General features: G+C 68.8%; 18 protein-coding genes. 14 read left to right on the top strand and 4 right to left on the bottom strand.

From position 1 onward, the window contains the following. Positions 1-7: 7 nt before the first annotated feature. The 10 genes from cobO to ACQKIE_RS06845 all read left to right on the top strand — a co-directional run bounded on the left by cobO (position 8) and on the right by ACQKIE_RS06845 (position 9,643). Positions 8-610 (top strand): cob(I)yrinic acid a,c-diamide adenosyltransferase, encoded by a 603-nt coding sequence (gene cobO, locus ACQKIE_RS06890; RefSeq protein ID WP_427458405.1) that lies wholly within the window; start codon positions 8-10, stop codon positions 608-610. Further along, positions 607-1,896, top strand: coding sequence for a cobyrinate a,c-diamide synthase (locus ACQKIE_RS06885; protein WP_427457185.1), 1,290 nt, complete (start codon positions 607-609; stop codon positions 1,894-1,896). Before cobO ends, ACQKIE_RS06885 begins: the two co-directional genes overlap by 4 nt. Further along, the gene (gene cbiB / locus ACQKIE_RS06880) at positions 1,893-2,801 is read left to right on the top strand and encodes an adenosylcobinamide-phosphate synthase CbiB (protein WP_427457183.1); all 909 of its coding nucleotides are present in this window, start codon (positions 1,893-1,895) and stop codon (positions 2,799-2,801) included. The genes ACQKIE_RS06885 and cbiB overlap by 4 nt, the downstream gene beginning before the upstream one ends. Continuing rightward, the gene (gene cobD, locus ACQKIE_RS06875) at positions 2,794-3,768 is read left to right on the top strand and encodes a threonine-phosphate decarboxylase CobD (protein WP_427457181.1); all 975 of its coding nucleotides are present in this window, start codon (positions 2,794-2,796) and stop codon (positions 3,766-3,768) included. The genes cbiB and cobD overlap by 8 nt, the downstream gene beginning before the upstream one ends. After that, positions 3,765-5,231, top strand: a complete 1,467-nt coding sequence (locus tag ACQKIE_RS06870) for a cobyric acid synthase (RefSeq protein ID WP_427457179.1) — start codon at positions 3,765-3,767, stop codon at positions 5,229-5,231. The genes cobD and ACQKIE_RS06870 overlap by 4 nt, the downstream gene beginning before the upstream one ends. Further along, positions 5,225-5,743 carry a bifunctional adenosylcobinamide kinase/adenosylcobinamide-phosphate guanylyltransferase gene (gene cobU / locus ACQKIE_RS06865; protein WP_427457177.1) on the top strand — a complete coding sequence of 173 codons (519 nt, stop codon included), beginning with the start codon at positions 5,225-5,227 and terminating at the stop codon, positions 5,741-5,743. Before ACQKIE_RS06870 ends, cobU begins: the two co-directional genes overlap by 7 nt. Beyond that, positions 5,740-6,783, top strand: a complete 1,044-nt coding sequence (gene cobT / locus ACQKIE_RS06860; protein WP_427457175.1) for a nicotinate-nucleotide--dimethylbenzimidazole phosphoribosyltransferase — start codon at positions 5,740-5,742, stop codon at positions 6,781-6,783. The genes cobU and cobT overlap by 4 nt, the downstream gene beginning before the upstream one ends. Next, positions 6,780-7,328 (top strand): histidine phosphatase family protein, encoded by a 549-nt coding sequence (locus ACQKIE_RS06855; RefSeq protein WP_427457173.1) that lies wholly within the window; start codon positions 6,780-6,782, stop codon positions 7,326-7,328. Before cobT ends, ACQKIE_RS06855 begins: the two co-directional genes overlap by 4 nt. Then, entirely contained in the window at positions 7,325-8,044 is a 720-nt protein-coding gene (locus tag ACQKIE_RS06850; RefSeq protein ID WP_427458403.1) for an adenosylcobinamide-GDP ribazoletransferase, read from the top strand. The genes ACQKIE_RS06855 and ACQKIE_RS06850 overlap by 4 nt, the downstream gene beginning before the upstream one ends. 117 nt (positions 8,045-8,161) lie before the next feature. Next, the gene (locus tag ACQKIE_RS06845; protein ID WP_427457171.1) at positions 8,162-9,643 is read left to right on the top strand and encodes a hypothetical protein; all 1,482 of its coding nucleotides are present in this window, start codon (positions 8,162-8,164) and stop codon (positions 9,641-9,643) included. Positions 9,644-9,673: 30 nt separating this feature from the next. On the opposite strand, the gene grxD is transcribed toward ACQKIE_RS06845, so the two are convergent. Both grxD and ACQKIE_RS06835 read right to left on the bottom strand, forming a co-directional pair. After that, positions 9,674-10,582, bottom strand: a complete 909-nt coding sequence (gene grxD, locus ACQKIE_RS06840; RefSeq protein ID WP_427457169.1) for a Grx4 family monothiol glutaredoxin — start codon at positions 10,580-10,582, stop codon at positions 9,674-9,676. A 73-nt stretch (positions 10,583-10,655) separates the two neighbouring features. Beyond that, the gene (locus ACQKIE_RS06835; protein ID WP_427457167.1) at positions 10,656-11,528 is read right to left on the bottom strand and encodes a UDP-2,3-diacylglucosamine diphosphatase; all 873 of its coding nucleotides are present in this window, start codon (positions 11,526-11,528) and stop codon (positions 10,656-10,658) included. A 161-nt stretch (positions 11,529-11,689) separates the two neighbouring features. On the opposite strand from ACQKIE_RS06835, the gene ACQKIE_RS06830 reads away from it, so the two are divergent. Beyond that, positions 11,690-11,980, top strand: coding sequence for a nucleotidyltransferase family protein (locus ACQKIE_RS06830; RefSeq protein WP_427457165.1), 291 nt, complete (start codon positions 11,690-11,692; stop codon positions 11,978-11,980). 74 nt (positions 11,981-12,054) lie between these two features. Beyond that, complete coding sequence (locus ACQKIE_RS06825) at positions 12,055-12,321, top strand: HepT-like ribonuclease domain-containing protein (protein WP_427457163.1); 267 nt, start codon at positions 12,055-12,057, stop codon at positions 12,319-12,321. 2 nt (positions 12,322-12,323) lie between these two features. Here ACQKIE_RS06825 and ACQKIE_RS06820 read toward each other — a convergent pair whose 3' ends face one another. Next, positions 12,324-12,938 (bottom strand): SGNH/GDSL hydrolase family protein, encoded by a 615-nt coding sequence (locus ACQKIE_RS06820; protein WP_427457161.1) that lies wholly within the window; start codon positions 12,936-12,938, stop codon positions 12,324-12,326. Between the two features lie 3 nt (positions 12,939-12,941). Further along, the gene (locus ACQKIE_RS06815; protein ID WP_427457159.1) at positions 12,942-14,186 is read right to left on the bottom strand and encodes an aminotransferase class I/II-fold pyridoxal phosphate-dependent enzyme; all 1,245 of its coding nucleotides are present in this window, start codon (positions 14,184-14,186) and stop codon (positions 12,942-12,944) included. A 95-nt stretch (positions 14,187-14,281) separates the two neighbouring features. Between ACQKIE_RS06815 and rsgA the strand changes: the two genes are divergently transcribed. Both rsgA and ACQKIE_RS06805 read left to right on the top strand, forming a co-directional pair. After that, positions 14,282-15,337 carry a ribosome small subunit-dependent GTPase A gene (rsgA, locus tag ACQKIE_RS06810; RefSeq protein ID WP_427457157.1) on the top strand — a complete coding sequence of 352 codons (1,056 nt, stop codon included), beginning with the start codon at positions 14,282-14,284 and terminating at the stop codon, positions 15,335-15,337. A gap of 97 nt (positions 15,338-15,434) precedes the next feature. Next, a complete protein-coding gene (locus ACQKIE_RS06805) occupies positions 15,435-17,744 on the top strand; it encodes an autotransporter outer membrane beta-barrel domain-containing protein (protein WP_427457155.1) in 2,310 nt (769 codons plus the stop codon). Positions 17,745-17,838 lie beyond the last annotated feature (94 nt).

The following is a 17,838-nucleotide window of genomic DNA, read 5'->3' as shown; positions in this document are numbered from 1 at the left end:
GGCAGGCATGGACGACGAAGCGCGCCATCGCGACCGCATGCGTCGCAAGAAGGAACTGATCGACCGGCGCATCGCCCGTGCCACGATCGATCGTGGCGTGCTGGTGGTGAACACCGGTAACGGCAAGGGCAAGAGCTCGTCCGGCTTCGGTATGCTGGCGCGGTCGCTCGGCCATGGCTTTCGCTGCGGCGTGGTGCAGTTCATCAAAGGCAGCTTTTCCACCGGCGAGGAGGCGTTTTTCCGCATGTTCGAGGACGGCCCGCTGGACTACCACGTGATGGGCGAGGGCTACACCTGGGAGACGCAGGACAAGGCGCGCGACATCGCCGCGGCGACCGCGGCCTGGGAAGAAGCGGAGCGCATGCTCGGCGACCCGTCGTACGACTTCGTGCTACTGGACGAACTCAACATCGCCCTAGTAAAGGGTTACCTGCCGCTCGACCGTGTGCTCGTAGCACTCAGTGCGCGTCCCGAACGACAGCACGTCGTCGTGACCGGCCGCGGCGCACCGAACGAGCTCGTCGCGGCGGCGGACACCGTCACGGAGATGCGCGTGGTGAAACACGCGTACCAGGCAGGCATCCGGGCGCAGAAGGGCGTGGAGTTATGAGCCGGCACTGCCCGGCGCTGCTGGTGTCCGCGCCCGCCTCGGGGCAGGGCAAGACCAGCGTCACCGCGGCTCTGGCCCGTGCGCATGCGCGGCAGGGACGGCGCGTGCGCGTGTTCAAGACGGGTCCCGATTTCCTCGATCCGATGATCCTCGCGCGTGCCAGCGGTGCGCCGGTGTACCAGTTGGATGCCTGGATGGGTGGCGAGGCGGAGGTGCGATCCCGCCTCTACGACGCGGCTGGCGACGCGGACCTGATCCTCGTCGAAGGCGTGATGGGATTGTTCGACGGATCGCCGTCCAGCGGCGACCTCGCGATCGCCTATGGTCTCCCGGTGCTGGCCGTCATCGACGGCAGTGCCATGGCGCAGACCTTCGGCGCGCTGGCGCACGGGCTGGCGACCTACCGTTCCGGGCTGACGCTGCGCGGCGTGCTCGCGAACCGCGTGGGTGGTGCGTATCACGCCGGTTTGCTGCGCGACAGCCTGCCGCCCGGCATCGACTGGTATGGCGCCTTGCCGCGAGACGCGTCGATGGCCTTGCCGGAGCGCCACCTTGGCCTCGTCGCCGCCGGCGAGCTGGACGATATCGACGTGCGTCTCGATGCCCTCGCCGATGCGTGGCTGGCCCAAGGCGTGTCGGGTCTTCCACCCACCGTGGCCTTTGCCGCGCCTGACGTCATCGCGCCCCGACAGCCTTTGCGAGGCGTGCGTATCGCGGTCGCGCACGACGCCGCGTTTGTGTTCATCTACCCGGCGAACCTCGACACGCTTCGTGCGGCGGGCGCGGAGCTCGCGTTCTTCTCGCCCGTCGCCGGTGACGCGTTGCCGCCGTGCGATGCGGTGTGGTTGCCGGGCGGTTACCCCGAGCTGCACATCGAGGCGCTCGCGGCACACGACGACCTGCGTCGCTCCCTGCACGCGCATGTGGATGCGGGCCGCCCGTTGCTCGCCGAATGCGGCGGTCTCCTCTATGCGTTGGACCGACTGACCGACCGCGACGGTCACGAAGGCGAGATGGCGGGCTTGCTGCGCGGCAGCGCAGCGATGCAGCCGCGCCTCGCCGCCCTCGGGATGCAGGAAGCGCGGCTCCCCGAGGGAACCTTGCGGGGCCACTCGTTCCACTACGCGCAGGCCGACGTGGAGGCGGAGCCGCTGGCGATCGCCGGTAATCCGCACGGTGGTCCCACCGCGGAGCGCATCTATCGGCGAGGCAGGATGACGGCGAGTTTCGTGCACTTCTACTTCCCTTCCGATCCCGATGCAGCGGCGCGCCTGTTCCTGCCATGACGACCGCGCTCGCGATGCTGGTCGCGCTGCTGTCGGACGCGGTATTCGGTGAACCGCGACGCTTCCATCCCCTGGTCGGCTTCGGGCGCTTCGCGAGTGCCTGCGAACAAATCCTGTATGCCGACGCCCGGTTCGCCGGCGTCGCGGCATGGTGTTTCAGCGTCCTCGCGCCCGTCGCCTTGCTCTGCGTGCTGCGTGCATACCTGCCCATGGCTGCGTCCTTCGCGGTCGATGTAGTCGTGGTCTGCTTCGCGGTGGGCAGGCGCAGTCTTGGCGACCATGCGCGGCCCGTGGCGCAGGCGTTGCTCGACGGCGACCTCGATCGCGCCCGCGAAGGCGTGGGCAGGATGGTGAGTCGGGACACCGAGGCGCTGGACGAGACCCGTGTCGCCGCCGCCGCGACGGAATCCGTGCTCGAGAACGGTCACGACGCCGTCTTCGGCGTGCTGTTCTGGTTCGTGCTGCTCGGCGCGCCCGGGGCCTTGCTGTTCCGGCTCGCGAACACGCTGGATGCGATGTGGGGCTATCGCACGCCACGTTACGAACGCTTTGGATGGGCCGCGGCGCGCGCCGACGACGTGCTCGGTTTTCTTCCGGCCAGGCTCACGGCGTCGACATACGCGGCGCTCGGCCACTTCAGGGGTGCCATCCGTTGCTGGCGCGCGCAGGCTGCGGCGTGGGACAGCCCCAACGCCGGCCCGGTCATGGCGTCGGGCGCCGGTGCGCTGCGTGTGCGGCTCGGTGGCCCTGCGCCTTACCACGGCCGTTGGGAGGAACGTCCCGAGCTGGGCGAAGGCGATCCGGCGGATGCTGGTGCCGTCTTTCGCGCGCTGCGGCTCGTGGATCGCGGTGTCGTGGCATGGCTCGTGATCGCTATCGTCGTTGGAGCGGCTGCCCATGCTTGAGCACGGCGGACGCCTCGGGCGCGCGGCACGCGAGTTCAGCATGCCGCGCGAAGCCTGGCTGGATCTCTCTACCGGCATCAGCCCGCACGCATGGCCCCTGCCGCCGGTACCCGCATCGGCATGGCACCGCTTGCCGGAGGACGACGATGGCCTGCTCGACGCTGCGCGGGATTATTACGGTACGGACCATGTGTTGCCGGTCGCCGGATCGCAGGCGGCGATCGGTGCGCTGCCACGCCTGCGCCCACCATCGCGCGTCGCGGTCGTTGACCCGGCATACGCGGAGCATGCGCACGCATGGCGTCAGGCGGGGCACGAGGTGGTGGCGCTTCCGCTGGAGGAACTGCTTGCGCATGCGTCGACGTTCGACGTGCTGGTCCTCGTTCGCCCGAACAATCCCACGGGCGTGTGCCTCGATCGCCATCGCCTTCTCGAGCTGCATGCCGATGCACGGCGTCCCTGGCTCCTTGTCGATGAGGCATTCATCGACACGCAGCCCGAGCAAAGCCTCGTATCCCACGTGCGCGAGGGCCTGATCGTCCTGCGTTCCGTCGGCAAATTCTTCGGTCTCGCTGGCGCTCGCGCTGGCTTCGTCGCCGCGTGGCCGGCATTGCTCGAGGCGCTGGCCGAGGCGCTGGGTCCGTGGACTCTGGCGGGACCGACGCGTCACGTCGTCGCCCAGGCACTCGCTGATCGCGCATGGCAGGCGTCGGCGCGTACGTGGTTGCGCGATGCGTCGGCGCGGTTGGCTGCCCTGTTGACGAGGCATGACCTGCGTCCCTCCGGTGGTTGCGAGTTCTTCCAGTACTGCGAGCGTCCCGACGCGGAGGCGCTTTATCGCGCCTTGGCGACACGCGGCATCCTCGTGCGCCATTTCTCCGCGCCACAGGCGCTGCGTTTCGGTTTGCCTGCCGACGACACCGCCTTCGCGCGGCTGGATCGTGCGTTAACGGAACTGCGTGCATGAGCGCCCGCGTCGTCATGGTCCAGGGATGTACCTCGGATGCGGGCAAGAGCACGGTCGTGGCCGCGCTGTGCCGGTGGCTGCACCGCCGGGGCGTCGCCGTCGCGCCGTTCAAGCCGCAGAACATGGCGCTCAACGCCGCGGTGACGATCGATGGCGGGGAGATAGGTCGCGCCCAGGCCGTGCAGGCCCAGGCCGCGGGCGTGCCGGCGCACACCGATTTCAATCCCGTGCTGCTGAAACCGAACAGCGACACGGGCGCACAGGTGATCGTGCACGGCCGTTCCGTCGGGAACATGGATGCCGTCGGCTACCACGCCTATAAACGCGTGGCGATGGAGGCCGTGCTCGCCTCGCACGAGCGCCTCGTTTCCACGTATGCCGCCATCGTGGTCGAGGGGGCGGGAAGCCCGGCCGAGATCAACCTGCGCGACCGCGACATCGCCAACATGGGTTACGCGGAGGCGGTCGACTGTCCCGTGATCCTGGTGGCCGACATCGATCGCGGCGGGGTTTTCGCCCATCTGGTGGGTACGCTGACGCTGCTGTCGGAGAGCGAGAGAGCACGGGTCGTCGGCTTCGTCGTCAATCGTTTCCGCGGCGATATCGCGCTGCTGCAACCGGGCCTCGATTGGCTGGAGCGGGAGACGGGAAAGCCGGTGCTCGGTGTCCTTCCGTACCTGCATGGGCTGGTGCTCGAAGCGGAGGATGCGCTGCCACAGGCCCGCGCAGCGAAAGAAGGCGCGCGCCTGCGCGTGGCCGTGCCGGCGCTGCCGCGCATCAGCAATCACACCGACCTCGACGCGCTGCGCCTGCACCCGGAGGTGGATTGCCTGTTCGTCGGCCCGGGGGAAGTGTTTCCCGCCTGCGATCTCGTGGTGCTGCCCGGTTCGAAGTCCACGCGCGCGGATCTCGCGTGGTTGCGCGGGCAAGGGTGGGACAGCGCGATCCTTCGCCACGTTCGTTACGGCGGCAAGGTGATCGGCATCTGTGGCGGCATGCAGATGCTCGGCCGTGCCGTGCACGACCCAGAGGGCATCGAAGGTGCTCCCGGTTCCGACAACGGCCTGGGCCTGCTCGACCTCGAGACCACGCTGGCGCCGACGAAGCAGTTGCGCAACGTCCATGGCCGTCTCGTTCCGGGCGGCGCCGAGGTTGCCGGCTACGAGATCCATTGTGGCGTGAGTGTCGGGCCGGGCCTGGCGCGGCCTGCGGTGCAGCTGGACGACGGACGCGGCGACGGTGCGCGGTCCGACGATGGCCGTGTGCTGGGAACGTACCTGCACGGCCTCTTCGACCATCCGCAGGCGCTTGCGGCACTGCTGGGCGAAGCGGGTCTCGACCACGCAGCGCCACTGGACCTCCCGTCCCTGCGCGAAGCCACCTTCGATCGTCTTGCGGATACCGTCGACGCACATCTGGACACCGCCATGCTCACTTCGCTGTTTGGTATGTCGCCATGCTGAGCCTCGTCCTCGGTGGCGCGCGTTCGGGCAAGAGCGCCCTGGCGGAACGGCTTGCCATCGCCAGCGGCCGGGAAGTGGTGTACGTCGCCACCGCGCAGGCGCTGGATGCCGAGATGAGCGAGCGCATCGCTCACCACCGCTCGCGGCGCCCGACCGGATGGCGTCTCGTCGAGGAGCCGCTCGCGCTCGCCGACACGCTGGCCAGCCATGCGCGCGACGATCGCTTCGTCCTCGTCGATTGCCTCACCTTGTGGCTTTCGAACCTCCTCGGCGCGGAAGACGCGTCGCGCTTCGAGAGGGAGCGCGACGCTTTGTTGCAGGCAAGGGCGCTTCCCGGCGACGTGTGTTTCGTGAGCAACGAGGTCGGCCTCGGCATCACACCGCTGGGCGAACTCACCCGCCGTTTCGTCGACGAGGCGGGCCGGCTCCACCAGGCTCTCGCGCAGCGATGCGACCGCGTCGTCTTCGTCGCGGCGGGCCTGCCCCTGACCCTCAAAGGAACGCTTCCATGAACGACTGGCTCGCGGCGCCCTGCCGCGTACCGGATCAGGCCGCCGCCGCTGCGGCTGCGGCACGGCAGGGCACGCTTACCAAGCCGCCGGGCTCCCTCGGCAGGCTCGAGGCGCTCGCTATCCAACTTGCCGGCCTGCAAGGCATCGCGCGACCGAGCGCCACGCGCGTGCGCATCGCGGTGTTCGCGGCGGACCACGGCGTGGCGGCCGAAGGCATCTCGGCATTTCCGCAGGCGGTGACGGGCGAGATGCTGCGCAACTTCGCGCGGGGTGGCGCGGCGATCGCCGTGCTCGCGCGCGAACTGCAAGCGACGCTCGAGGTGGTGAATCTCGGCACGGTAAACGACCCGGGCGAGATCCCGGGCGTGCGCCGTCATGTCATCGCCGCTTCCACCGCTAACTTCTGCACCGGGCCCGCGATGACCGAGGTACAACTCGACGCCGCACTGGCCGCGGGCGTCGCGAGCGTCGCGGATGCGGTCGCGACAGGCACCGACATCTACGTCGGCGGCGAGATGGGCATCGGCAATACGACGGCCGCCGCGGCGCTCGCCTGCGCACTGCTCGGCGAGGCGCCCGAGGCGTTGGCCGGGGCGGGCACCGGTCTCGGCACCGACGGCGTCGCGCACAAGGCACGCGTGATGGCGCTTGCGCTGGCGCGGCATGCGGACGCCGTCACGCCGCGGGAGCGGCTGCGCCGGCTCGGTGGCTTCGAGATCGCCGCACTTGCCGGTGCGTTCGTCGCCGCGGCACAACGCGGGTTGCCCGTCCTCGTCGACGGCTTCATCGCCAGCGTCGCGGCCCTCGCCGCCGTGGCGCTGCGCCCCGACACGCGGCCATGGCTGATCTTCGCGCACCGCTCGCAGGAGCACGGCCATGCGCGCGTGCTGGAGGCGCTCGCGGCGGAACCCCTGCTCGACCTGCACCTTCGCCTCGGCGAAGCCAGCGGTGCGGCGGTGGCGGTGCCGCTGCTGCGCCTGGCTTGCGCGTTGCACGGCTCGATGGCGACCTTCGCCGAAGCGGGAGTGTCGGAAGCATGAGCATCCATCTGCTACGGCACGGCGACACGGGCCAGCGCAGCTACCGCGGACAACGGGACGACCCGCTGTCGACACTCGGATGGCAGCAGTTGCGCGACGCGGTGGAGGGCATGACGTGGGACCGCGTGGTGTCGTCGTCGCTGTCGCGTTGTGCCGCCTTCGCGAACGAATTTTCGGAACGGCGTGGCCTGCCGTTGCGCATCGATGCGCGCCTGATCGAATACCATTTCGGCGCATGGCAAGGCGTGCCCATCGAGACGATCGCCGAGCGGGACGGCGAAGCGCTGGCTCGCTTCTGGCGTGACCCCGTCGCCTACCCGCCACCTGATGGCGAGACCTTCGAGGCGTTTCGCGGGCGGCTCTCGCAAGCGCTCGACGATGTCGCCATCGAAGCATCGACGGCACGCGTGCTGGTGGTGACACACGGTGGAGCGATCCGCCTGCTGCGCTGCCTCGTCGAAGGGCGCGACTTCGGGGACATGGCGGGGATCGACGTGCCGCACGCCTCGTTGCATGCGCTGGCATGGCGCGCGTCGGGTACGTGATGCGCGGCCTCGCCATCGCCTTCGGCTTCCTCACGCGCCTTCCGGTGCCGCGGATCGAGCCCCGGTCGGATGCGCTCGCCGGCTCGCTCAAGTGGTATCCGCTGGTGGGCCTCGTGCTCGGCACGCTGCTGGCGGGCGCCGCGACACTCCTCTCTGGCGTGCTTCACCCGCTTCCGGCGGCGGCCATCGTGCTCGTCGCGTGGGTGGCCCTGACCGGCGCGCTGCACCTCGACGGCCTTGCCGACAGCGCGGACGCCTGGATCGGCGGCCTCGGCGACCGCACCCGCACGCTGGCCATCATGAAGGACCCGCGCAGCGGCCCCGCCGGTGTCGTCTCGCTCGTCCTGGTATTGCTGCTGAAGTTCTCGGCGCTCGCCACGCTGGGCGATCCATGGCTGCTCTTGCTGCCGCCGCTGCTGGGCCGCGCGGCGATCGTCGTGTGGTTCCTCATGACGCCTTATGTGCGCGCGGGTGGTCTCGGCGACCCCTTGCGCGGCGCACCTATCGCCGGATGCCATGTCGCGATCGCACTGGCCGTGCTGTCGTCGCTTTGCTTCGGCAAGGCGGGCGTGATCGCGCTCCTCGGCGCCTTCGCGATCGGCTGGCTATGGCGCCGTGCCGTCATGCGCAGACTCGGCGGCTTCACCGGCGACACGGCCGGTGCGCTGGTCGAACTGGTGGAAGCCGTGACCTTGATGATCCTCGTCTCGCGATAGCCTTCGGCGATCGGCACCTGGTCGCTATCGGCCATTCTGCCGATGGGCAAGGGTGCCGGACAGGCGTACATTCCAACGCTTCCGCGGGCCGGCGACGCCCGTCAAACGGAGTCTGGCATGATCGCTTTCCTGCGCGTCTTCGCCTTATCGCTGCTCATGGCATCCGCCGCCCAGGCCCAGGAGATGCACGACCACGGTGTCCCCGAGAAACTGGGCGACGTGTCGTTTTCCACCTCCTGCGCGCCATCGGTGCAAACGTCGTTCGATCGCGGCGTCGCCCTCCTTCACTCGTTCGCGTATGCCGCGGCCCGTCAGGCCTTCGAGGGCGTCGTGGCGAAGGACCCGAAGTGCGCCATGGGCCACTGGGGGATCGCGATGGCGTTCTTCCACCCTGTCTGGTCGCCCGCCCTGCCGGCGGAAACCTTCGCCCGCGCACAGGCCGAGGCTCGCGTGGCGGCGCGCCTGGCGACGAATGCGTCACCGCGTGAGCGGGCGTACATCCAGGCGCTCGGAAAGCTCTATGGCGGCGAGGACGCCAAGCCCGCGGCGCGCACGCTCGCCTACGAACAGGCGATGGCCGGTGTCGCGCGCGACGATCCCGAGGACGTCGAGGCCCAGGTGTTCTATGCGGTGGCACTGCTGTCGAACGCGCCGATGACCGACAAGACGCACGCGAAGCAGAAGCAGGCCATCGCCATCCTCGACCCGCTGTTCCGCGCCCATCCCGATCACCCGGGCATCGCGCACTACCTGATCCATGCCTGCGACAGTGCCGAACTGGCACAACGCGGCCTACCGGCGGCGAGGAAGTACGCGGACATCGCCCCTTCGGCGCCGCATGCGCTGCACATGCCCTCGCACATCTTCACCCGGCTCGGCCTGTGGGACGATTCGATCCGCTCCAACCTCGCTTCGAAGAAAGCGGCACGCGAGCATGACGACACCATGGGCCAGGTGCACGCGATGGACTACCTCGTTTATGCGTACATGCAGAGCGGTCGCGATCGCGAAGCGCGGGGAGTCATTGGCGAGTTGAAGGCCATGCACGGCCTGGACATGGACGACTTCGGGATCGCCTATCCGGTGACGGCCATGCCTATTCGCGAAGTCGTCGAACAAGGCCGGTGGAACGAGGCGGCTACGATAGCGCCACCTGCCGGCGCCCCGGCGTCCGTCGTCGCCATCGCGGTGTGGGCGAAGGGAATGGGTCTCGCGCGGAGCGGACATCCCGAGGAGGCCAACGCCCAGGCGAGCCGCCTCGATCGGATCCAGGCGCAACTCAAGACCGCCGGCGACGACTACTGGTCCGTGCAGACCGGGGTGCTCGCCTCCGAGGTGAAGGCATGGGCCGCTCAGGCCAAGGGCGACGCTTCGGCAGCCGTGGCCCTGATGACCGACGCCGCCGAACGGGAAGACAGGGTCGAGAAACGTCCGGTGACGCCGGGGCCCATCGTCCCCGCCCGTGAGCAGCTCGGTGAAATCCTGCTGGCGCAGAAGCAACCGGGACCGGCGCTGGCCGCGTTCAACATGGCGCTCAGCCAGGCCCCTGGTCGCGCCGGAGCCTTGCGCGGCGAGAAAGCCGCGGAAGCCACGCGGTAGCGCACCGCGTGGCCTCGTCGCTGCGTGGGCTTAGCCGCCTATCTCGCGCATCCACGCGTCCATGCCGCCTTCGACGTTGAATAGCTGCGTGAAGCCATGCGCCGCGAAGCGCTCGGCGGCCGCGCGGCTGGAGACGCCCACGTTGCAGATGAAGGCGATCGGCGTGTCCTTCGGCAGCTGGGCGAGGCCTTCGTAGCCTTCGTTCTCCAGGATGCGCGCACCGTCGATCGGTGCGACCACCGCGCGATTCTGGGCAGGACGGGTATCGACGAGGACCACGTCGCCCGCGTCGAGCTTCGCCTTCAATGCCTGCACGCTCATCGAAGCGATCTCGACCGCGCCCGGGAATTTCAGGCTGAGGCCTTCGCCCTGCACCGTCGACACCCAGTCGATGACGACGCCCTTGGCGCGCGCGGCGCTACCCGGGTCGAAGTGCACTTCGATGCCGCTGGCGACGGTCACGATGTCGTGGTCGCCGGCAGGCGCCAACTGGAAGCCGGCGCTGTGGTCGGGGCCGATCTCCAGGTGCAGGGCCATGCCTTCGGCGTTGGCCATGCCACCGCGGATGGCCTCGGCGGCCTTCTCCGTGATGGTGATTTCCGGCGGCGTGCGATCGGGCGCCGGCGCGCCGAACAGGCTGTAGAGCTCACCGCTGGTGTACATCTGGCGGATGATGTCCGAGCCGCCGACCAGCTCGCCCTTGACGTAGAGCTGCGGGATCGTGGGCCACTGGCCGAAATCCTTGATGCCCTCGCGGATTTCCGGATCCTCCAGCACGTTGACGGTGTGGTAGGTCGGGATCACGTCGTTCAGGGTGTTGATTGCCGCGGCGGAGAAACCGCACATCGGCTGCTGGCGCGTACCCTTCATGAACAGCACGACGTCGTGCTGGCCGAGCAGGGATTCGATGCGCTCGCGGGTGGGTGTATCGAGGGCCATGGGGTCACCGCGGGAGGGGAAAGGGGAGCCATTTTACCGGCATCCCTCGCACATGGGCCCGTTCCGGTCCGTTTCAACCCGCTACGGACACCCCGGCCCCGCGCAAGCTCGACAGGTCGGCCCGGCAGTCCGCCAGCGGTGCGAAGCCCAGCACGGCCTGGGGCGACGGGAGGACCGTCTCGCGGCTGGCACGGCCCAGCGGAGTGACCCGGTCCGTCCAGTGGATCAGCTCCATGGCGCCGGTGAAATCTTCCACCAGGGCGGTGCAATGCTCCACCCAGTCACCGTCGTTCAGGTACAGGATCCCGTCCATCGGACGTACGTGGCCGAAATGGATGTGACCGCAGATGTGGCCGTCGAGTCCGCGCTCGGCAGCGTCCCGTGCCACGCGCTGTTCATAGTCGCGGATATAGGCCAGCGCGGCGCCGACGTGAGACTTCAGGATGATCGACAGCGGCAGGTACGGCAGCTCCAGGCGTGAGCGCACCGCGTGCACACGGCGGTTCGCCCAGCAGATGAAGCGATGCAAGGTATCGCCGAGCCATGCGATCCAGCGCCGGCCGACGTGTTCCGGATCGAACTCGTCGCCATGGCTGACCCGGTACCGGCGTCCATCCGCGCCTTCATGGATGGCGTCCAGTTCGACCCTGATGCCGGCGATGCTGGTGCCGACCAGGCCGCGCATCTGGTAGTCGTGGTTGCCGGGAATGTAGATCACCTCGATCCCGCGCCCGGCGATAGCCACCAGTTCCGCCAGGACGGCGGTATGGTCCGGATGCCACCAATGACGCTTCGCGAGTGCCTCGAGGTCGACGATGTCGCCGACGAGGTAGAGCCTCTCGCATTCCAGGCTGCGCAGGAAGTCGAGGAGGTAGGCCGCCTTGCAGTCGGGCGTGCCGAGGTGCACGTCGGAGATGAAGGCGCTGCGGCAGGTGAGCTTCGCCATGGCATCGGTTCCCGGGGTCGTCCCGGGTTGCCAGTCTCCGGGCGCGAGGTAACCGGGTCATGGCGGGGGTGTTGCAGGGATGTTGCGCCTCCGCATGGACGACGGGCGCCATCTTCTCGCATCATTAGCCCCAACCGCCCGTGTGAAACAGGAGAGCTACGATGCGCCCTTCGATCCTGCTCGACCTGAAACGAGAAGCCATCCGGGAAGCCGCCAGCCGCTTCCGCACGACCAATCCGCGCATCTTCGGTTCGGTGTTACACGGCACCGACCAAGACGGAAGCGACTTGGACGTACTCGTCGATGCGCTCCCAGGGGCCACGCTTTTCGATCTGGGTGGTTTGCAGGTTGAGCTGGAGAGCCTTTTAGGTATCCCGGTCGACCTCCTGACGCCAGCCGATTTGCCCCCAGCGTTCCGCGCACAGGTCCTGGCGGAAGCCAGGCCAATATGACGAATCATCGCCAGTGCGATTATCTCGACCACATGAGGCAGGCGGCGACGGACGCGTGAGGATTTGTGGAAGCCATGGAAAAGGCCGACTTCCTCAGTGACAAGCGTACGCAGCAGGCGGTCATCATGAGCCTCATCATCATCGGCGAGGCCGCTACCAAACTCATGGACGGCTATCCGGACTTCATCTCGACACATACCGATATTCCATGGCGTAGCATGCGCGGCATGCGAAATCGCATCGCTCATGGATACTTCGATATCAACCTGGATGTCGTATGGGAAACTGTCGAGACCGCGCTCCCCGACCTCTTGACGCAACTGAACCGTCTCGCTAGCTAGCGCTAGTCAATTTTGCCGCGCAGCGCAGCCTCCGTTGCAGGAATGATGGCTTCAACCCAATGCGAATACTGCGCGGAGGAGGGGTGCAGCCCATCATCCGCCAGCATTCCAGACAGCGCGCCCGCTCCGCGCGAAGCCGACGTCACGTCCACCGACCGCGCATGCATTCGTAACGTCTCTTCACGTGCAATCGCGTTGAAGACGTCGATCTCACGCGCGATCGCCGTGCGGTCGCGTCCTTCCGCGAACGTCGTGACGCCCCAGTCGGGGATGGACACCACCACGACCCGGCCGGCATCGCCGGCGAGACTCACGGCGCGCTGGAGCAGGGCGGTGAACTGCTCGCGGTATTCGGCGACGGATCGCCCGCGATACTGGTTGTTCACGCCGATCAGCAGCGTGACCAGCGTGTAGTGGGGCTCGAGCCGGGAGGCGTCCATCGCCGATGCGAGTTCGTCCGTGGTCCAGCCCGTCGCGGCGATGATGCGCGGCGCATCCATGGCGAAGCCGCGTTCGCGCAGCCGCGCAACCAGCTGCACGGGCCAGCGGCCTTCCTCGGCGACGCCCTCGCCGATGGTGTATGAGTCGCCCAGGGCGAGAAACGTCGCTGCCGCCACGGATCAGGCGACCGCGCTGGCGGCCGGAGTCGCCTCCGTCGCCATCCGTCCGAGCACACGGTCGATGCGCACGATTACCTCGGCCAGCTGCGCCGGCTCGGGCAGCAAGGTGAGGCGCAGGTGTCGGCTCGCGGACAGGTTGAAGCTGGTGCCGGGAACGACGAGGACGTTTTCCTCTTCCAGCAGGCGCAGCGCGAAGGCGGTGTCGTCGAACTGCGCGATGGCTTCCGCGCGTACTTGCGGGAAGGCGTAGATCGCGCCGCCGGGCGCCACGACATCGAGGAAGGGGCTGGCGGCGACGCCGTCGAGCACGATGCGGCGGGCTTCATGAAGGCGTCCGCCGGGTGAGGTCAAGGCGCCGATCGTCGGTTTGTCGAGGAGCGCGGGGCGCACGGCCCATTGCGCCGTGACGTTCGCGCACAGCCGTAGCGCGGCGAGCAGTTGCAGCGCGTCGCGGTAGTCGGCGGTGCGCCGCGGGTCACCGGAAAGACTCATCCAGCCCACGCGGTAACCGCATGCCCGGTGCACCTTCGACAAGCCGCCGAAGCTGACGCAGGGATGGTCGCCCGCGATGGCCGCGAGGGGCTGGAAGGGCACGTCGTCGTAGAGGATCTCGTCGTAGATCTCGTCGCAGAGCAGGAGCAGGCCGTGCCGGCGTGCGACCTCCACGATGCGTTCGAGCAAGGCCCGGGGGTAGACCGCGCCCGTGGGATTGTTCGGATTGATGAGCACGAGCGCTCGCGTGCGCGGGCCGACCAGCGCATCGATCTCGTCCGGGTCCGGAAGGTGGCCATTGGCGGCGAGGCAGCGGTAATAGCGCGGGCTGCCGTCGTTGAGGATCGTGGCGGCGCTCCACAGCGGATAATCCGGACTGGGCAGCAGGACTTCGTCGCCGGGCTGGAGCAGCGCGCGGAGCGAGATGTCGATCAACTCACTGACGCCGTTGCCGACGAAGACACGGTCCATGTCCACGTCCGTCGCGCCGCGCGCCCGCTGCTGGGCCACGATGGCCTCTCGGGCTTCTTCCAGCCCTTGTTCGTGACCATAGGCCTCGCTGTCGCCCAGGTGCGCGCCGATGGCTTCGCGCAGGTGCGGCGGCGTCGTGAAGCCGTAGCGACCGGGATTGCCGATGTTGAGCTTGATGATCGGCTGGCCGGCCGCTTCCATCTCGCGCGCGCGCCGTGTGAGGGCGCCGCGGATTTCGTAGCGCACTTCCGCCAGGTGCGCGCTGGGCTTGATCGGTGACACGTGGTGCGTCCGCTGGCTGCGCCGGGCATTCCCCGGCGGTCGTGTCCCGATCCTAGCAGCGTCCTTCCAGCCCCGCGAGCAGGCATAATCGCGGCATGACCGACACCTCGGACCTGGCGCGCCTGCGCCATATCGGCTGGCGCGATGCGGCCCTGCCCGACGATCCACGCCGACTCGCGCGCGTGGTGGCGCAGCATCGCGCCGGTTACGAGGTGCACGACGGGTCGTCGGCGTTCAACGCGCAACCCGCCGGCCCCTTCCTGAAGCGTGGCCTGGATCCATCGCTGCGCCCGGCCGTGGGCGATTTCGTCTTCCTCGACCATGCCAGCCATCCGGTGATCGAGGCGGTGCTGCCACGGCGCTCGGTGCTGACCCGCGCGGCGGCGGGCGAGCGCTACGAGCGGCAGATCATCGCGACCAACATCGACTACGTATTGGTGCTCACCGGGCTGGACGGCGACTTCAATCCGTCCCGCATCGAACGTTACCTGACCCTCGTCGAAGGCTCGGGTGCGCGTCCGGTGGTGTTGCTGGGCAAGGCCGACACCGGTGTGGACGTCGATCGGGCAGTCGCCGAACTCGTGCCGCGCCTGCCCGCCGATGCCGCCGTGCATGCCATCAACGCCAAAGACACGGCGACGGTCGACCTGCTGGCGCCCTACCTCGGCCCCGGCATGAGCGCCGTGCTGGTCGGATCGTCGGGGGCGGGCAAGTCGACCCTCACCAACACGCTGTTGGGCGAAGAACGGATGGCCACGGGTGCCGTACGCACGCACGACAGTCGCGGCCGGCACACCACGACGCACCGGGCCCTGCTCAGCCTGCCGTCCGGTGGGTGCCTGATCGACACGCCGGGCATGCGCGAGCTCAAGCTCACCGGCGAGGAAAACCTCGACCTCTTCGCGGATATCGAGGCGCTCGCCGCGCAGTGCCGCTTCGCGGATTGCAGCCATGGCAACGAGCCCGGCTGCGCCATCCAGGCCGCACTGGCTTCCGGTGAACTGTCGCCGCAGCGTTGGCGAAATTTCCTGAAGCTGCACGACGAGCGCGAGGAGCAGGCGGCCACCCTCGAGGCACGCCTGAAGCGCAAGGCGGCCCCGAAGCCCGGCGGCAAACCGCGGCGCGGCGGCTGGTCCCGCGACGACGACTGATCCCGCGTTCCGACATCCATGCCATCGCCGCCCGACATACAGGGTCGGCGCTCGTGATTAACGTGCTTCGCTCCAATCGCAGAGCAAGGAGCGCGGCATGGCAACGAACACCCCCGGACGCGGCGCGATCGCCATCGCGATCGTTTCGGCGCTGACCGCGACACCAACGTCATGGTCCCGACCGGCGCAATACGTCGTGCAGCGTGGAACCGCGGATTTCCTTTCGCCCGGCGATGTCGTGCGCGCGTCCGGGCCCGGGACGATGGCGACACGGGTGGAAACCCGTGCCACGCTCGATGCGGAAGGGGCGCGATTCGTCAATGACGGCGCGGGCACACGCAATGCACGCGCCTATGGCGTCTTCGTCAACGATGGCGGGAGCCTCTCGCTCGCCGGCAGCCAGGTCGGTGTGAGCGGCCCCTGGGGCATCGGTATCCAGGTGCAGGGCAAGGCGACGCTCGACCTCGGCGACACACTCGTGGAGGTGCCTGGCGAGGCAGGCATCGGCGTTCTAGTGCATCGCGGGAGCCTCGCATCGTTGGATGACGTTCGGATCGTCACGCACGGAAGGCACGGCGTGGGCCTGTTCGTGGCAGGCGGCTCCCAGGTGACCGCCGAAGGCGCGCACATCGCAGCGGCCGCCACCGGGGCCACGGCGCTTGGCGTCAACCACGGAGAAGCACGCCTGCGCGGATCCACGTTGGAAGCGCCGGGCGGCAACGCCGTCAGCACGCGTTTCCAGGGTGATGGCACGGCACGCGTCCGCCTCGACGACAGCACGGTGCTCGGACGCATCGAGAGCGGTACGCCGGGGTTGTCGATCCACGCCCGCGGAACCCGCATCGACGGAGACGCCGTCCGGACAGGCAAGGGCGAACTCGAGATGCGGCTTGCGAATGGCGCCTGGCGTGGTCGCGGTAGCCGGTTGACGTCGTTGCACCTGGATCACTCTGTGTGGACCGTGACCGGCGACAGCGACGTCGGGTCCGTACGCCTTGCGGCCGGCGGTCGTATCGACGTCGACCGCGCGCAGGCGGGTTTCCGCAGCGTGCGCGTCGGCAGTTGGCATGCCGATCCGGATGCGTCCGGCATCGTGCTGGGCGCGCGGCTGGATGCGGGTGGGTCGCTGCGCCGTCAGGCGACGGACCGCTTGCTCGTCAGCGGCGACGCCACGGGGCTTACGCCGTTGCATGTCGCGAACGTGGGCGGTGGCGGCGCGGCGACAACGGAACGCGGCGGGCCGAGCGGGCCCGGCGACGGCATCAGCGTGGTGCAGGTGGCGGGTGCGTCCATGAGCGACGCGTTCCAGCTCGCGGGCGATTACGTCGCGGTCGGACCGTGGCAGTACCGGTTGCAGGCCTACGAGCCCGGTCGCAGCGATCCCGACCAGCGCCTCGTCGCGGGCGAGGGCGGCTACTGGGATTTCCGCCTGCAGAGCACGCGCGCTGGCGAGGCGACATCGCGTACCGCCCTGGTGCCGCAAGTACCCGCTTATCTCGTGCTCGCGCATGCCCTGTTCGGTTACGGCCGCGGCGCGATCGACGCGCTACGGCCCGTCGGCGTTTCGTTCTCGCGCGGGCCCGCCGTGCGCGTGCTCGCCTTCGGCGGCGATGCCGGATATCGCAGCAGTCTCTCCCGGGCGTCCTACGGCATCGACTACCGGCGCAGCGATCGCGGCCTGCAGGTCGCGGGCGACGTACTCGTCCAGGCCATCGGTGACACGACGCTGCGCACGGGAGTGGCGCTTTCCGTCGGCAGCGCGCGCATTTCCCCGCGCGCCGACGATGGCGATAGTGCCGCACGCGCAACCGCGCACGGGATCGCGTGGCACGCCTCGTGGACGACGCAAAGTGGCTGGGCCGTGACGTCGGCGTATGGCGTCACGCGCTATCGAATCGACGTGCGGACGCCAACACGGGGCGAGGTACTGCCGCGGTTGCGGGCGAAGGGCAGCGAGGCAACGGTCTCGGCGGCGTTCCGCTGGCGACCGTCGGCGCGACTGCTCGTCGAGCCCGGCGTCTCCGTGCTCTGGCAGCGGCTTCGCTTCGCCCGCGGCAGGGACGGTGACGGTATCGATGTCGTCGGCGGCTCGCCTCGGCGCACCACCTTGCGCGGTGGCGCGAAGGCTTCGCTCGTGTTCCAGCCTGAAGGAAGGAGGCTCTACGCCTGGTCGCCGTACATCGACCTGCGTTATGCGGTGGCGCGCGACAGCGGCACGTCGCTCCAGGTGTCGGGCGAGCGCCTGCCATCCGCCCGCGCGGGCCGTTCCATCGACGTGGCTGCCGGCGCGACATTCGAGTTCGGTACGCGATGGACCGTCTGTGTCGATACGACGGCCCGCCTGGCTCGCGGCCGCGGCAGCGAATCCGGGCGCGGCGCGCGCGCCGGCGCGGTCTGGAGCTTCTGAGGCGTGCTGTAAAGGACGCTTGACATTGATCCGGGCCGGGCTCAGGATAATGTCAAGCGTGCTTGACACGATCGTGTGCCGGGCGCTGACAGGG

The sequence above is a fragment of the Luteibacter sp. NPDC031894 genome (assembly GCF_050273135.1).
Classification (GTDB): Bacteria; Pseudomonadota; Gammaproteobacteria; order Xanthomonadales; family Rhodanobacteraceae; genus Luteibacter.
This window is presented reverse-complemented; position numbering and strand designations above follow the sequence as displayed.

Coding starts and splice junctions, on each gene's coding strand:
- cobO (WP_427458405.1), top strand. CDS start 8: ATGGACGACGAAGCGCGCCATCGCGACCGCATGCGTCGCAAGAAGGAA.
- ACQKIE_RS06885 (WP_427457185.1), top strand. CDS start 607: ATGAGCCGGCACTGCCCGGCGCTGCTGGTGTCCGCGCCCGCCTCGGGG.
- cbiB (WP_427457183.1), top strand. CDS start 1,893: ATGACGACCGCGCTCGCGATGCTGGTCGCGCTGCTGTCGGACGCGGTA.
- cobD (WP_427457181.1), top strand. CDS start 2,794: ATGCTTGAGCACGGCGGACGCCTCGGGCGCGCGGCACGCGAGTTCAGC.
- ACQKIE_RS06870 (WP_427457179.1), top strand. CDS start 3,765: ATGAGCGCCCGCGTCGTCATGGTCCAGGGATGTACCTCGGATGCGGGC.
- cobU (WP_427457177.1), top strand. CDS start 5,225: ATGCTGAGCCTCGTCCTCGGTGGCGCGCGTTCGGGCAAGAGCGCCCTG.
- cobT (WP_427457175.1), top strand. CDS start 5,740: ATGAACGACTGGCTCGCGGCGCCCTGCCGCGTACCGGATCAGGCCGCC.
- ACQKIE_RS06855 (WP_427457173.1), top strand. CDS start 6,780: ATGAGCATCCATCTGCTACGGCACGGCGACACGGGCCAGCGCAGCTAC.
- ACQKIE_RS06845 (WP_427457171.1), top strand. CDS start 8,162: ATGATCGCTTTCCTGCGCGTCTTCGCCTTATCGCTGCTCATGGCATCC.
- grxD (WP_427457169.1), bottom strand. CDS start 10,582: ATGGCCCTCGATACACCCACCCGCGAGCGCATCGAATCCCTGCTCGGC.
- ACQKIE_RS06835 (WP_427457167.1), bottom strand. CDS start 11,528: ATGGCGAAGCTCACCTGCCGCAGCGCCTTCATCTCCGACGTGCACCTC.
- ACQKIE_RS06830 (WP_427457165.1), top strand. CDS start 11,690: ATGCGCCCTTCGATCCTGCTCGACCTGAAACGAGAAGCCATCCGGGAA.
- ACQKIE_RS06825 (WP_427457163.1), top strand. CDS start 12,055: ATGGAAAAGGCCGACTTCCTCAGTGACAAGCGTACGCAGCAGGCGGTC.
- rsgA (WP_427457157.1), top strand. CDS start 14,282: ATGACCGACACCTCGGACCTGGCGCGCCTGCGCCATATCGGCTGGCGC.
- ACQKIE_RS06805 (WP_427457155.1), top strand. CDS start 15,435: ATGGCAACGAACACCCCCGGACGCGGCGCGATCGCCATCGCGATCGTT.